The organism is Mycobacterium sp. UM_WGJ (genome assembly GCF_000455125.1).
Classification (GTDB): domain Bacteria; phylum Actinomycetota; class Actinomycetes; order Mycobacteriales; family Mycobacteriaceae; genus Mycobacterium.
The window spans coordinates 44,017-58,016 of the sequence record NZ_AUWR01000041.1 but is presented as its reverse complement, the minus strand read 5'-3'; the positions used below and the strand labels follow the sequence as shown (position 1 = coordinate 58,016).

The following is a 14,000-nucleotide window of genomic DNA, read 5'->3' as shown; positions in this document are numbered from 1 at the left end:
CTCGCCGAACCGCCGGGCTGTTCAGCCTGGTGTTCTTTCTGGCGCTGGCCGGCTTGACACCCACCGGGTTGCTGCTGGCGGCGGTGGTGGCGCTGGCGTGTGTCGCGGCGCCCGGGTCCGGGCCGCCGCGCTGGTGGTGCGCGGCCAGCGCGGGCGCGATCGCCGCGACCGCCGCGTTGCCATGGCTGATGGCGGTGGTGCTCAGCCCGGGCTCGGCGCAGGGCGAGTCCACCGGGGTGGCGGCATTCGCGGCCCGCGCCGAGCCTGGCCTGGGCACCCTGGGCAGCCTCGCCGGGCTCGGCGGGATCTGGAACGCCGAGGCGGTACCCGGTTCGCGACGAACGGCTTTTGCGCTGCTGGCGACGGCGGTGTTCATCGGGGTACTGGGGCTGGGCTGGGCGTCGGTGCGCGACCTACCCGCGGTGCGGCCGCTACTGATCCTAGCGGGCTCGACAGTGCTGGTGTTCACCCTGCTGGCGACCGGGCCGGGGCTGGCGTTGCTGCGCTGGGCGACGGACATCGCACCAGGGCTCGGGGTGCTGCGTGACGGTCAGAAGTGGGTGGCACTGGCGGTGCCGGGCTACCTGCTGGCCGGCGCCGGGGCGGTCATGGGGCTGCGAGACCGGCTGGCACCGGCGCGGGCGGCGCTGGTGTGCTGCATCGCGTTGATCGTCGTCCTGCCCGACCTGGCCTGGGGGGTGGCCGGGCGGCTCACGCCAGTGCACTACCCGCCCGGTTGGGCGGCGGTGGCGGCCAAGATCAATGCCGACCCGCGCCCGGTGGCCGTGCTGCCGGCCGACACCATGCGCCACTTCCCCTGGGCGGGGCGGGCTCCGGTGCTCGATCCGCTGCCCCGGTGGGTGCGCGCCGAGGTGCTCGCGACCGGCGACCTGACCGTCGGCGGACAGACCGTGACCGGCGAGGGTAGCCACGCCCGCGAAGTCCAGCAGGCACTGTTGTCGGGCGCTGAGCCGGCCACGCTCGGCGTCAAAGGCGTGGGTTGGGTGGTCACGGAGTCCGATACGGACGGCGAAATGGGTGCTGCGGCAGAAACTCTGAACAGGCTTCCCGTCGCCTATCGAGATTCCGGTCTTACCCTCTACCGGGTCGGCGGGCACGCGCCGAAGGCGTCGGCCGGACCGCGCCGGGCCGCGATGGCCACGCACCTGGGGTGGCTGGCGATGCTGGTGGTGGGTGCGGGAGGGCTGGCGGCGCCGGCGATACGACGACGCTTGCCCGGTCACCGGCGAAGTGCGCCGTGAAAGACGGTCACGGCGTGACCGGTCAGGATGACACCATCGCCGTCAGCGCGGACCCGCAATTGCCCGCCTCGCGCAGAGGCCGGTGGGGTTCCCCCCGAACCTGACCGCCGTGAACGTGTCGACTACATATGCCGGGACGGACACCTAGGCGTCCAGGAAGCGGGCCCGTACACCGGGCCCGGGGATGGGGCAGGTGTCGTACCGACCGCCTAACCGATAACGGACAGCGGCGAAGCGGTCGTAGAGCCAGTCCCGCAGCCCTGCCGGGATGATGCGCGCCGCGAGCAGTAGCCGGAATGGCCCACCCAGGTAGCTCAGCACCCGCAGTGCCGCCGCCGATCGAACATCGATGTGCTCATCGGGCCGGCCGGGATTCGCCACGAAGACCATCGAGTCGATGTCTCGCAGCTCCGGATGGCGCTCGATGATCTCGCGCGCGAAGTCACCTTCCAATGCGGCAAATCGCAGGGTGCCGCGCCGGTCGAACCGCAGGATGGTCTGCACGGATCGATTGCAGATCCCGCAGACACCGTCGTAAAGCAGCACCGGCGTAGCGCGATCGTCGGGCATCGACACACCTCCAGCTTCCGCACAATTCCTTCGGCCAGTATGAGCCGGTAGGACGCGGGTGCGCGCGATAGGGTCTCGGCGTGGAGTTCACCGCGACCGAGATTGCGGCCGCAGTTCAGAGCGGATCTCTGACGGCGCGAGCCGCCACACAGCAAGCGCTGCACCGGATCGAGCAGACCCAGCCGGCCTTCAACGCGTGGCAGGTGATCCGCACCGACGCCGCGCTGGCCGAGGCGGACCTGATCGACGCTCGCGACGACCGCGGCTCACTTCCTTTGGCGGGCGTTCCGATCGCCATCAAAGACAACATCGCCGTAGCCGGGGAACCGATGCGGGAGGGCTCGCTGGCCACCAGCGCGGCACCGCGAACAACCGATCACGAGGTGGTTCGTCGCCTCCGCGCCGCCGGCGCGGTGATCGTCGGACTGACCCGCGTCCCCGAGCTCTGCGTCTGGGGCGCAACCGATTCAGTCTTCGGCGTCACCCGCAATCCCTGGAATCCGCAGCGGACGCCGGGTGGCTCCTCCGGGGGCTCCGCGGCTGCGGTCGCATCGGGAGCAGTCCCCGTCGCCCACGGGAACGACGGCATGGGCTCGATTCGGATCCCGGCTGCGTGCTGCGGCTTGGTGGGCCTCAAACCTGGGCACGGGGTGGTGCCGGTCGGCGAGGCACACACATCCTGGGGAGGTATGTCGGAGAACGGGCCGCTCACGACCACGGTCGCAGATGCCGCGCTGATGTTCTCGGTCCTGGCCTGCGATCCCGGTGCCGCGGCGCTGATCGATCCGCCCACCCTGCGGATCGCGGTGTCGACCACGGCTCCCAGCCTCGCGACGCCGGTGGCACGCGGTTGGACCGAGGCGGTCCATCGGACTGCCGAAATTCTTCGCGGCGGCCACCGCATTCGGTCGGCGACCCCGCGTTACCCGGCCACGCTGATGAACACGACCGCACTGGCGTTATGGACGGCAGGAGCTGCTGCCGATGCACACGCTTCGACGAACGTCGCCTTACTGGAGCGCCGCAACCGCATCCATGTGCGGATCGGAGACGCCGTCGTGAAGCGGGGACTCGCGAGCCCCAAGGGACGCGAGGTATGGCGGCGGCGCGCGTTGGACTTCTTCGCCGACACCGATGTCCTGGTCACGCCGACGCTGGCTCAACCGCCGATCAGATCACGACGCTGGGCGCAGCGGGGCTGGCTCGCCTCGCTGGTCGCCAACGCTCGCTACGCCCCCTTCGCCGCACCGTGGAACATCATCGGTTGGCCCGCAATGAACGTGCCCGCCGGACTCGACCGCCAGGGTCTGCCCGTCGGCGTGCAGTTGGTCGGCAAACCCGGCTCGGAGCGGACCCTGCTAGGCCTAGCCGCTCAGATCGAGCAGCTCCAACCCTGGCCGCGCACCGCTTAGGGAGCTACCGCCTCAGACCACACCGCTGATGTAGCGACGTTCCTGGACGGCCGCCAGCACGGCATGCAAGCCTTCGGCACTTTGCCGCCAGGAGAACTCTGCGCTGCGGTCCTGCGCTTTGGCGCCGAGCTGCTCGCGCAGCACGGCATCCGCCAGCAATCGCCGCAATTGCTCGACCAGCTCGTCGCGATCGTCGACCAAGGTCCCGGTGACTCCGTCGACGATCGAATCGGACAACCCGCCGGAGGCCCGGTAGCCGATGGTGGGCACACCGTGCTGGCCCGCCTCGATGACGGCCAGGCCCCAGCCCTCTTTGCGGGACGGCAACACATGCACCCAGGCCTGTTGCACGAGTTCGTGTTTGGTGACCTCATCGACGTGGCCGTGGAAGGTGACCGCGTCGGTGATCCCGAGTTCGGCGGCGTGCTCCACCAGCCGCTCGCTCCACCAACCTCCGCCGATGACATCGAGGTGCAGGCCCGGCACGTGGGCACGCAACGCCGCGACCGCGTCCAGCGCGTCCTCGATCTGCTTATGTGGCACCAGGCGAGACAGCACCACCACCCGCGGCGTTGGCGAGCGAGGGCGGGTCAGCGTTGCCGGCGGCGCCTCATCGAGGCCGTTGCGCACCACCGCGATGCGCTCGGGACCGACTCCGAGCTCGATCAGGTCGCGCAACGAGGGCAGTGACACGGTCAGGTATTGGTTGCGCCGGTTCAGCCAGGGCGACAGTTTCGACTCCACCATCCAGCCGATCCGGCTCAGCACCGGGCCCGCCACCGGCCACTGCTCGCGGTGGCAGTGGTGCACCAGCATCGCGACCCGCCGCCCGTAGATCAGCCGCGCCAGGAACGGCAGCCCGTTCTGGGTGTCGATCACCGCGTCGGGTCGCAGCCCGCGCAGCGGTCCAAGCCCGATGCGCGCCGCCGCCATCACTGCCAGCGCCCAGAGATACACGGTGTAGGGGCCGCCGCGCCGACTGATGCGCACGCCGTCGACGACCTCGTCTTTGGGCGCGCCCGGGTAGCGGGCGGTGCGCAGGGTGACTGTCACGCCGGCGGCGGCCAGCTCGGCGCCGATGCGCTGCAGGTAGGTCTCGCTGCCGCCGCCCTGCGGATGCCCGGTGTCACGCCAACACAGCAGCAGGACCGAGCGGACAGCAGACACGCCGACCAGGGTAGTCGGCCTACTGGCGGCCTAGGCTGGCTCGGTGGCTGCCACCGACCTGTTCGCGCGACGCGCGACGCTGGCCCGTTCGGTGCGCCTGCTGTCCCAGTTCCGCTACGAGCAGACCGCGCCGGATCGGTTCTACGGTGCGCTGGCCGACGACACCGCCGCCATGGTCACCGAACTGTGGCGCGGAGTCTGCGGCGACGATCCGGCCGGCAAGACCGTCCTCGACGTCGGCGGCGGTCCGGGCTACTTCGCCACCGCTTTCGCCGAGGCCGGTCTGCGCTATATCGGCGTGGAACCCGACCCCGGGGAAGTGCACGCGGCGGGCCCTCTGCCCGCGGGCGCCGCGGGGACGTTCGTGCGGGCCTCGGGGATGGCGCTGCCGTTCGCCGACGCCAGCGTGGACATCTGCCTGTCCTCCAACGTCGCCGAGCACGTGCCGCGGCCCTGGCAGCTGGGCAACGAGATGCTGCGGGTCACCCGGCCCGGCGGGCTGGCGGTGCTGTCCTACACGGTGTGGCTGGGTCCCTTCGGCGGTCACGAGATGGGCCTGACCCACTACCTGGGCGGACAGCGAGCCGCCCGGCGCTACACCCGCCGGCACGGCCACCCGCCCAAGAACAACTACGGCTCGTCATTGTTCGCGGTGTCTGCCGCCGAGGGCTTGGAGTGGGCTCGCCACACCGGCGCTCTGGTCGCAGCTTTCCCCCGTTATCACCCGCGATGGGCGTGGTCGATCACCAAGGTGCCAGGGATTCGCGAGTTCGGTGTGAGCAACCTGGTGCTGGTGCTGCAAACGGAATAACGGATTGACTGCAACGTGTTCTAATCCGTCCGTCGGCTAGGTAGGGTGGCGCCCATGACCGACTCCAGCATCACCGAATACGACACCCTCTTCATCGGCGGCAAGTGGACCGCCCCGTCCACCGATCAGGTGATCGAGGTGCACAACCCGGCCACCGGCGAGTATGTCGGCAAGGTGCCGCTGGCTGCCAAAGCAGATGTGGACGCGGCGGTGGCCGCCGCGCGCACCGCGTTTGACTCCGGCCCGTGGCCGTCCACCCCGCCCGCCGAGCGGGCCGCGGTGATCGCCGCCGCGATCAAGCTGATGGAAGAGCGCAAAGACCAGTTCACCGCGCTGCTGGGCGCCGAGACCGGCCAGCCCCCGCTGAGCGTCGAGACAATGCACTGGATGAGCTCGCTGGGCGCGCTGAACTTCTTCGCCGGCCCGGCCGCCGACGAGGTCAGCTGGGAAGAGATCCGCACCGGCGCCTACGGTCAGACGATCGTGCGCCGCGAACCGATCGGCGTGGTCGGCGCGATCGTCGCGTGGAACGTGCCGCTGTTCCTGGCGGTCAACAAGCTGGGGCCGGCCCTGCTGGCCGGCTGCACGGTGGTGCTCAAGCCTGCGGCCGAGACACCGTTCAGCGCGAACCTGCTGGCGCAGACCTTCGCCGACGCGGGCTTGCCGGAAGGCGTGCTCTCGGTGGTGCCGGGCGGCGCCGAGACCGGTCAGGCGCTGACCTCCAACCCGGGCGTGGACATCTTCTCCTTCACCGGCAGCTCGGCCGTCGGCAAGGAGATCGGCAAGCGCGCCGCGGACCTGCTCAAGCCGTGCACGCTGGAGCTCGGCGGCAAGTCGGCGTCCATCATCCTCGAGGACGTCGACCTGGCATCGGCCATCCCCATGCTGGTGTTCTCCGGGATCATGAACACCGGGCAGGCGTGTGTCGCCCAGACCCGCATCCTGGCGCCCCGCTCGCGCTACGAGGAGGTCGTGGAGGCGGTCAAAAACTTCGTCACCGCGCTGCCGGTCGGCCTGCCGGATGACCCGGGCGCTCAGATCGGTGCGCTGATCAGCGAGAAGCAGCGCGAGCGCGTCGAGGGCTACATCGCCAAGGGTATTGAGGAAGGCGCCCGGCTGGTCTGCGGCGGCGGCCGCCCCGAGGGGCTGGACTCCGGCTTCTTCGTGGAGCCGACCGTGTTCGCCGACGTGGACAACTCCATGACGATCGCCCAGGAGGAGATCTTCGGGCCGGTGCTGTCGATCATCGCCTACGACACCGAGGACGACGCGATCGCGATCGCCAACGACTCGGTGTACGGACTGGCCGGCAGCGTGTGGACCTCCGATGTCCCGCGCGGGATCGAGATCGCGAGCAAGATCCGGACCGGCACCTACGGGATCAACTGGTACGCCTTCGACCCGTGCTGCCCGTTCGGCGGCTTCAAGAACTCCGGCATCGGCCGGGAGAACGGCAAAGAGGGCGTCGAGCACTTCACTCAGCAGAAGAGCGTGCTAATGCCGATGGGCTACACCCTGGACGCCTGATCGGAGCGCCCCGGAGCAGTTCACCTTGCCGTTGAGGCAACGGTAAGCCCCTATACTGCCGTGCGTGGGCGTGCTGGTGTGGTTTGCACCCTGGGCGGTGTACTGGGTGCTGGTGGGCAACGCGCCACCGGTGATCGCGGCGGCGGTGGCGTTGGTCTTTGCGTTCAGCGTCGTGGTCAGCGGCCGCGGCTCCTCGTTACGCCTCCTGGGCATCGGGGCCGTTGCGACGTTCGCGGTGCTGGCGGTATTGCCGCTGGCGTTGACCGGGGCGCAGCACTGGGTGCTGGCATTGAGCGTCGCCGGACTGTTCGCGACGCTGCTCGCCGGCATCGCGCTGGGCAGATCGGTGGTGGAAGCCGTCGTGAAGGCGGATCTGCCGGCGGCGGTGGCGCAGTCGGAGCTGTTCGGTCCCGTCGTGCACCGGGTGACGTGGATCTGGCTGGGCGCTGTGACGGCAATGTTCGTCTCGGCGGTGATCCCAGCGCTCCTGCTGCCCGCCGCCGGCACACCGCTGAATTACCTGTGCTACTGGGTCATTCCGGTCACGGTTCTGGCCGCCGCGGCGATCGCATCGCGCATCGTGGCGGATCACATGACGGCCGGCTTCGGCGATGCGGTGCGCAAGACGAGCTTTGTCGCCTTCGTCGACCTGGAGATCGATCAGCTGTACTACCTGGCCACCGAACACGCCAACCGTGAGGTCGCCCCCGGCGAGGAGGCCTACAACGTCACCGTCGGCACCAAGGGAACACCGCTGTCAGGCGACGACACCCGGGTGTCGTGGCCCTCGACCTACAAGGTGCGGCAGCGCCGCAGCTGACCGGCGGCTCAGCCGTTGAGGCGGCGCCTTCGATGCTCGATACAGCGCCCCACCTGGGCGCGGTAGTAGTCTTCGTCGCGCCCGCCGGCGGTGTACAGCCGCGCGCCGAGCCGGTCCCGGAGCTCGTCGAGATCCACCTGATCGGCGGTGGCGTTGGCCAGCACCCAGTCGACGGCAGCTTCGCTGCCCTGTTCCCGGCAGATCCGCTCGGCCTGTTTGGCCGCAGCACGCTTGTGAAACCTGGCGAACCCCCGCCTGCTCCAGGCGCGCAACTCCAGGGCTTCCAGGTCCAGCAGTTCGCGCAACACCGACAACGGCCCGTCCGGCACGGTCTTGAACGGTGCCACGTCGACGAAAGCCAGTGCGCCGTCGCGACGCCGGATCGCCTCGATGTCCGCTTCCACCACGACCGCGCCGCGGCCCTGGGCCAGCTCATGGGCCCACCGAACGATGGCATAGCCGCGATCGGCAAGCCGGTATTTCCGGGTGTGGGTGTCCACCGCAGGGCGCTTTCGCTAGAACGCGTCCTCGGCGAGATCCATCAACGCGAGGTCCTCGCTTTCCACCATTCGGCGATCCGCGGCGAGCCGGGGTAACACGTTGGCCGCGAAGAACTTTGCCGCCGCCACCTTGCCGCGGTAGAAATGCTGCTCGTCGCCGGACGCTCCTTGGTCCAGTGCCGTCAGCGCGATCTCGGCCTGACGCATCAGCAGCCAGCCGATCATCAGATCGCCGACGGCCAGCAGGAACCGCACCGAACCCAAGCCCACCCGATAGAGCTCTCGGGCGTCCTGCTGTGAGCCGAACATGTATCCGGTCATGGCGGCCACCATCGCCCGCGCGTCGTCGAGCGCGGCGGCCAGCAACTTGCGCGAATCGGCCAGTTCCTTGTGACCGTCGGCGTCGTCGAGCAACGCCTCGATCTGGCCCACCAGATGCGCCAGCGCCACACCGCGGTCACGAGCGATCTTGCGAAAGAAGAAGTCCTGGGCCTGAATCGCCGTGGTGCCCTCATACAGCGAATCGATCTTGGCGTCACGGATGTACTGCTCGATCGGATAGTCCTGCAGGAAACCCGAGCCGCCGAACGTCTGCAACGATTCGGTCAGGTACTGGTAGGCACGTTCCGAACCGACACCCTTGACGATCGGAAGCAGCAGGTCGTTGACCCGTTCGGCCATCTCGGCGTCAGCGCCCGAGACCTGCAAGGCGACTTGCGGGTTCTGGTGGGCGGCAGTGTAGAGATACAGCGCCCGCATCCCCTCTGCGTAAACCTTCTGCATCATCAGGGCGCGCCGCACATCCGGGTGATGGATGATCGACACCCGCGGCGCGGTCTTGTCCGTCATCTGGGTCAGGTCGGCCCCCTGAATGCGGGTCTTGGCATATTCCAGCGCGTTGAGGTAGCCGGTTGACAGCGTGGCGATTGCCTTGGTTCCCACCATCATTCGGGCATATTCGATGACGCGGAACATCTGCGCGATGCCGTTGCGGCTGTCGCCGACCAGCCACCCTTTCGCCGGAACGCCGTGCTGTCCGAAGGTGAGTTCGCAGGTGGTCGAAACCTTCAGTCCCATCTTGTGTTCCAGGCCGGTGACGAACACCCCGTTGCGCTCGCCGGGCTCCCCCGTCTCGGGATCCGGCAGGAATTTAGGTACCAGAAACAGGCTGAGCCCCTTGGTTCCCGGTCCGGCACCCTCGGGACGGGCCAGGGTCATGTGCATGATGTTCTCGAACATGTCGTCGGTGTCGCCGTTGGTGATGAATCGCTTGACGCCGTCGATGTGCCAGGTGCCGTCGGGCTGCTCGATGGCCTTGGTGCGGCCCGCTCCGACGTCAGAACCGGCGTCGGGTTCGGTGAGCACCATGGTGGCGGCCCAGTTCCGGTCGATCACCATGGACGCCCAGTGCCGCTGCTGTTCGTTTCCCAGCCCGTAAAGGATGTTGGCGAAGATCGGGCCGGCCATGAAGATGAACACCGCAGGGTTGGCGCCCAGCGCCAATTCGTTGATCGCCCAGGACACCATCGACGGCGCCGGCACCCCGCCGACCGCCTCGTCCAGGCCGATCCGGAACCACTCGCCCTCCTTCCAGGCCCGCAGGGACTCCTTGAAGGGTTCGGGCAGCGTGACGCTGTGGGTGGCCGGGTCGAACACCGGCGGATAGCGGTCGCTGGAGGCAAAGGACTCGGCCACCGGCCCCTCGGCGAGCCGGGCGGCTTCGGCCAGCATCTGGCGCACGGTGTCGCCGTCGAGATCTCCGAACGCGCCGTCAGCCAAGCACTGCTCCAGGCCCAGCAGTTCGAACAGATTGAATTCCAGGTCGCGCACATTGCTCTTGAAGTGACCCATCATTCCAGCATGCACCTTGATGCGGCGCAGGTCGCCGGAATCGCAACGTTCTAACGCACTACGTGCAATCCCCACTGTCGCAGGATCGGCTCCACCAGGACGAAGTCGGTGCTCGAGTCGTCGTCGACCGGTCCGCCCTGCAGAATCCCGACCGCGCTGACGGTGCCGTCCGGGTTGACCACGAAGCCGGGGCTGCCGCTGTCACCGATGGTGCTGTACACGCGGGTTTCCACCAGGTTGCCGTTGACGGCGGTCACCGGACCGCAGGTCTCACCTGTCTGGGCACCGACCTTGCAGATCGTCATACCGACGTGGATCTGATCCGGCGGCAGCACACCGGCCACCGGATAACGGCCAGCGATCTTGGGGTTGGGCCGGCCGGCATCGGGCTCGAGCCGGATGATCGCGGCGTCGCGGTCCTCGCCATTGTCTTCGCTGGCGGTGATGATTCCGAGCGGCGTCTCGAAGATGTCGGTCCACTGCGACCCGTCGTGCGAATCGCAGTGACCGCTGGTCAGCAGGTAGTAGCCGCCGGCGTCGTCCTGGGCCAGAAAGCCCGCTGTGCAGCTGCTGCTGTCGTCCAGCAACTCGATGCCCGGCATCGGCCCGGCCGACGCGATGCCGGCGAAGCTCAGGCCCGCGGCTGCCAGGACGCCCGCCAACGCGATCTTGACCATCAGGTGTCCAGCACCGATGCCACCTTGGTCTCGACGTCGCCCAAACCGGCGAGATCGATGCCGAAGCGGTCGGTCAGAGCCTCACACACCTGCGCGGCGTCGTCGAACCGAATCCGCTCGGTGCCGCTGCGGGAGTGGATCGCCAGGTTGCGACCGCGCAGGTTCCAGCGGGCATCGTCGGTCACCAGCGCCACACTGAGGCCGACGACGAAGTTCGACTCGGGGTAGGTGGACACGTACCAGCTGCCCACCTGCATGTCGATCAGCGGCCGTGGCTGCAGTCCCACGATGTACAGCGGCCGCCAGCGCTCGCCGATCAGTGTCTCCAACACCCATTCATCTGCGCCGCTACCGCGGGTACGCAGCCGGAACGGCTCGTGGGAGGTCTGCTGAACCTCGTCGGGGATCATCGGGATCGGTGCCGTGGGCGTCTGCCCGCCGAATCCCACGTCGACGAGATAGCGCTGCCCGGCCCCCGGGATCGTCACCGCCAACGCCTGGTGGGTCTGCGGATGCGACGGCCCGTCCAGTCCCTCCGGGCTCATCCACACCACCCGCCCGGCCAGTCGCTCGGCTCCGAAGCCGAGCGCGCACAGCACGTCGCGCATCAGGTTGTTGTGCTCGTAGCAGTAGCCACCGCGACGTCGCGCCACCAGCTTGGCGCACAGTGCGGCCGAGCTGAGGTCGATCACCGGAACACCCATCAGTGGGTCGAGATTCTCAAACGGGATGCCGCGGACGTGCGCGGACACCAGGGCGGTGAGCGTCTCATGCGTCGGCTCGGTGCCACCGCGATAGCCGATGCGGTCGAAGTACGCCTGCACGTCGATGCGGAGCTCCCTTCGGCTACCCGGAACAGTTCGCTGATGGTATCCACCAGGGGTCCTGACCCGGTAACATGGACAAAACTAGAACACGTTTCACTTAAGGGGGCCGTGGTGGACACGCCGGACAACGACTGGTCGGACGACCTTCCCCGGCCCATCACGAAGTGGGACCCGGGTCTGACCGAACGGGTCATGGGCCTGTTACGACCGTTCATCAAGGGCTACCACCGTGCTGAGGTGCGCGGCTTGGAGTCGTTCCCCAACGGCGGCGCACTGGTGGTGTCGAACCATTCCGGTGGCCTGTTCGCGATGGACGTGCCGGTGTTCGCCACCGGTTTCTACGAGACATTCGGCTACGACCGCCCGGTTTACACGCTCAGCCACGACCTGATCTTCACCGGCGTCACCGCGGACTTCTTCCGCAAGACCGGGTTCATCCCGGCCAACCATGCCAACGCCGACGAGGCGCTGCGCTCCGGCGGCGTGGTGGTGGTCTTCCCCGGCGGCGACTACGACGTCTACCGGCCGACGCTGGAAGAGAACAAGATCGACTTCGGCGGCCGCAAGGGCTACATTCGCGCCGCGATCAACGCCGGTGTGCCGATCGTGCCGACGGTCGGGATCGGCGGCCAGGAAAGCCAGTTCTACCTGTCCCGCGGCACCGGACTGGCCAAGGCGCTGCGCCTGGACAAGCTGATGCGGGTCAAGATTCTGCCGATCTCGTTCGGCTTCCCCTTCGGCCTGTCCGCGGTGCTGCCGGTCAACCTGCCGCTGCCCACCAAGATCGTGATGCAGGTGTGCGAGCCGATCGACATCATCGCCGAGTTCGGCGAGGACCCCGACATCGACCTCGTCGACGCGCACGTGCGTGCCGTCATGCAGAAAGCGCTGGACAAGCTCGCCAGCGAACGCCGTCTGCCGGTCCTGGGCTGAACGCGATGGGCCTTTTCGACTCGCTAAACCGGGTCGGCTCGATGCTGGTGACCTTCACCCGGGCCGGACTGTTGGCGCCCATGCGCCCGGACAAGTACCTGCGGATCGCCGTCGCCGCGGCCGCCGAGGGCGGCACCACCACTACCGGTATCGCCATGGCAGCCCAGCGCTGCGGTGACCGCCCGGCGATCATCGACGAGCACGGCACCTGCAGCTACGCCGAACTCGACCGGCGCTGCAACGCGCTGGCCGCCGGCCTGCAACGGCTGCCCGGCCGGACGCCGCAGGCGATCGCGTTGATGTGCCGTAACCACCGCGGCTTCATCGAGGCGCTGGCGGCCGCCAATCGGATCGGCGCAGACGTGTTGTTGCTCAACACCAGCTTCGCTGGCCCGGCGTTGGCCGAAGTCGTCGCCCGCGAAGGCGTCGACCTGATCTTCTACGACGAGGAGTTCACCGCCGCCGTGGATCTGGCCGTGCCGGCCGGCTCGGGGTGTACGCGGGTGGTCAGTTGGGCCGACAGTGCGGTCCCCGGCCTGACGGCAGACGAGTTGATCAACGCCAATGCCGGCCGCCGACCGGCCAAAGCGTCTCGTAGCGGCAAGCTGGTCATGCTCACCTCCGGAACCACCGGCACCCCCAAGGGGGCTCGCCGCTCCGGCCGCGGTGGAGGCGGAATCGCCGACCTGCAAGCCATTTTCGACCGGATCCCCTGGCACACCGAGGAAACCGTGGTCATCGCCGCGCCGATGTTCCACGCCTGGGGGTTCTCCCAGCTGGCGCTGGCGCTCACCATGGCGTGCACGATCGCCACCCGACGGAAATTCGATCCCGAAGCCACCCTGGGACTGATCGAGTCCAACCAGGCGGCCGGGCTGTGCGTCGTACCGGTCATGTTCGACCGGATCATGGCGCTGCCCGATGATGTTCGATCCCAATACCCTTGTAAGTCACTTCGGTTCGCAACAGCCTCTGGTTCACGGATGCATCCCGACGTGGTGACGGCGTTCATGGACACCTTCGGCGATGTGGTCTACAACAACTACAACGCCACCGAAGCCGGCATGATCGCGCTGGCCACACCGGAGGACCTGCGCTACTCCCCCGACACCGCCGGCCGTCCGGCACCGGGGAGCGAGATCCGAATCCTGGACGCCGATTTCGCCGAGGTTCCGACCGGGGTGACCGGGCAGATCTTCGTTCGCAACTCCTCGCAGTTCGACGGCTACACCGGCGGCGATTCGAAGTTGTTCCACGACGGTTTCATGGCGTCCGGCGATTTGGGCTACTTCGACAGCACCGGCAGGCTTTTCGTGGTCGGACGGGATGACGAGATGATCGTCTCGGGGGGAGAGAACGTCTACCCGATCGAGACGGAGAAGGCGCTGATCAAGCATGGCGCCGTCGCAGAGGCCGCGGTGATCGGTGTCGACGATGCCGACTACGGACAGCGACTGGCGGCCTTCGTGGTGTTGACGCCGGGTAGCTCAGCCTCGCCCGACGAACTGAAGCAGCACGTCCGGGAGAATCTGGCCGGCTACAAGGTGCCGCGCGATATCACCATCATGGATGCGCTGCCGCGCAACAACACCGGCAAGGTCCTGCGTCGCGAACTGCAGGCGCTGGCAGCGTCCGACTGAGAC

Annotated in this window: 13 protein-coding genes; 7 read left to right on the top strand and 6 right to left on the bottom strand. The window is 68.2% G+C overall.

What is annotated here, in order from left to right; all coding sequences use genetic code 11:
• Nucleotides 1-1,262 (top strand): hypothetical protein (locus tag N416_RS23550; protein ID WP_024442700.1); only part of this gene is annotated, 1,262 nt, incomplete at its 5' end.
• Between the two features lie 144 nt (nucleotides 1,263-1,406).
• Here N416_RS23550 and N416_RS0113820 read toward each other — a convergent pair.
• Nucleotides 1,407-1,832, bottom strand: coding sequence for a thiol-disulfide oxidoreductase DCC family protein (locus N416_RS0113820; protein WP_024442699.1), 426 nt, complete (start codon nucleotides 1,830-1,832; stop codon nucleotides 1,407-1,409).
• An 80-nt stretch (nucleotides 1,833-1,912) separates the two neighbouring features.
• On the opposite strand from N416_RS0113820, the gene N416_RS0113815 reads away from it, so the two are divergent.
• Nucleotides 1,913-3,244: an amidase gene (locus N416_RS0113815; protein WP_024442698.1), complete on the top strand. Its 1,332-nt coding sequence runs from the start codon at nucleotides 1,913-1,915 to the stop codon at nucleotides 3,242-3,244.
• Nucleotides 3,245-3,256: 12 nt separating this feature from the next.
• Here N416_RS0113815 and N416_RS0113810 read toward each other — a convergent pair whose 3' ends face one another.
• Nucleotides 3,257-4,411, bottom strand: coding sequence for a glycosyltransferase family 4 protein (locus N416_RS0113810; protein WP_024442697.1), 1,155 nt, complete (start codon nucleotides 4,409-4,411; stop codon nucleotides 3,257-3,259).
• A 43-nt stretch (nucleotides 4,412-4,454) separates the two neighbouring features.
• Here N416_RS0113810 and N416_RS0113805 point away from each other — a divergent pair, with 43 nt between their 5' ends.
• The 3 genes from N416_RS0113805 to N416_RS0113795 all read left to right on the top strand — a co-directional run bounded on the left by N416_RS0113805 (nucleotide 4,455) and on the right by N416_RS0113795 (nucleotide 7,569).
• A complete protein-coding gene (locus N416_RS0113805) occupies nucleotides 4,455-5,222 on the top strand; it encodes a class I SAM-dependent methyltransferase (RefSeq protein WP_024442696.1) in 768 nt (255 codons plus the stop codon).
• Nucleotides 5,223-5,276: 54 nt separating this feature from the next.
• Nucleotides 5,277-6,749, top strand: coding sequence for an aldehyde dehydrogenase (locus N416_RS0113800; RefSeq protein ID WP_036458026.1), 1,473 nt, complete (start codon nucleotides 5,277-5,279; stop codon nucleotides 6,747-6,749).
• A gap of 64 nt (nucleotides 6,750-6,813) precedes the next feature.
• Complete coding sequence (locus tag N416_RS0113795) at nucleotides 6,814-7,569, top strand: hypothetical protein (protein WP_024442694.1); 756 nt, start codon at nucleotides 6,814-6,816, stop codon at nucleotides 7,567-7,569.
• An 8-nt stretch (nucleotides 7,570-7,577) separates the two neighbouring features.
• On the opposite strand, the gene N416_RS0113790 is transcribed toward N416_RS0113795, so the two are convergent.
• Genes N416_RS0113790 through N416_RS0113775 form a run of 4 tightly spaced genes read right to left on the bottom strand, consistent with a single transcriptional unit; the run spans nucleotide 7,578 to nucleotide 11,427 of the window.
• Nucleotides 7,578-8,069, bottom strand: a complete 492-nt coding sequence (locus N416_RS0113790; protein WP_024442693.1) for a hypothetical protein — start codon at nucleotides 8,067-8,069, stop codon at nucleotides 7,578-7,580.
• 15 nt (nucleotides 8,070-8,084) lie between these two features.
• The gene (locus N416_RS0113785) at nucleotides 8,085-9,920 is read right to left on the bottom strand and encodes an acyl-CoA dehydrogenase (RefSeq protein WP_024442692.1); all 1,836 of its coding nucleotides are present in this window, start codon (nucleotides 9,918-9,920) and stop codon (nucleotides 8,085-8,087) included.
• A gap of 50 nt (nucleotides 9,921-9,970) precedes the next feature.
• Complete coding sequence (locus N416_RS0113780) at nucleotides 9,971-10,597, bottom strand: S1 family peptidase (protein WP_024442691.1); 627 nt, start codon at nucleotides 10,595-10,597, stop codon at nucleotides 9,971-9,973.
• A complete protein-coding gene (locus N416_RS0113775) occupies nucleotides 10,597-11,427 on the bottom strand; it encodes an arylamine N-acetyltransferase (protein WP_036458018.1) in 831 nt (276 codons plus the stop codon). Before N416_RS0113775 ends, N416_RS0113780 begins: the two co-directional genes overlap by 1 nt.
• 189 nt (nucleotides 11,428-11,616) lie before the next feature.
• Here N416_RS0113775 and N416_RS0113770 point away from each other — a divergent pair, with 189 nt between their 5' ends.
• Entirely contained in the window at nucleotides 11,617-12,357 is a 741-nt protein-coding gene (locus tag N416_RS0113770) for a 1-acyl-sn-glycerol-3-phosphate acyltransferase (RefSeq protein WP_231384258.1), read from the top strand.
• A gap of 5 nt (nucleotides 12,358-12,362) precedes the next feature.
• Nucleotides 12,363-13,997: an acyl-CoA ligase FadD12 gene (gene fadD12, locus N416_RS0113765; protein WP_024442688.1), complete on the top strand. Its 1,635-nt coding sequence runs from the start codon at nucleotides 12,363-12,365 to the stop codon at nucleotides 13,995-13,997.
• The last annotated feature ends 3 nt before the right edge of the window (nucleotides 13,998-14,000 follow it).

Bases quoted from the DNA above. Each gene is read 5' to 3' on its own strand.
- N416_RS0113820 (WP_024442699.1), bottom strand. From the start codon at position 1,832: ATGCCCGACGATCGCGCTACGCCGGTGCTGCTTTACGACGGTGTCTGC.
- N416_RS0113800 (WP_036458026.1), top strand. From the start codon at position 5,277: ATGACCGACTCCAGCATCACCGAATACGACACCCTCTTCATCGGCGGC.
- N416_RS0113785 (WP_024442692.1), bottom strand. From the start codon at position 9,920: ATGGGTCACTTCAAGAGCAATGTGCGCGACCTGGAATTCAATCTGTTC.
- N416_RS0113780 (WP_024442691.1), bottom strand. From the start codon at position 10,597: ATGGTCAAGATCGCGTTGGCGGGCGTCCTGGCAGCCGCGGGCCTGAGC.
- N416_RS0113770 (WP_231384258.1), top strand. From the start codon at position 11,617: ATGGGCCTGTTACGACCGTTCATCAAGGGCTACCACCGTGCTGAGGTG.
- fadD12 (WP_024442688.1), top strand. From the start codon at position 12,363: ATGGGCCTTTTCGACTCGCTAAACCGGGTCGGCTCGATGCTGGTGACC.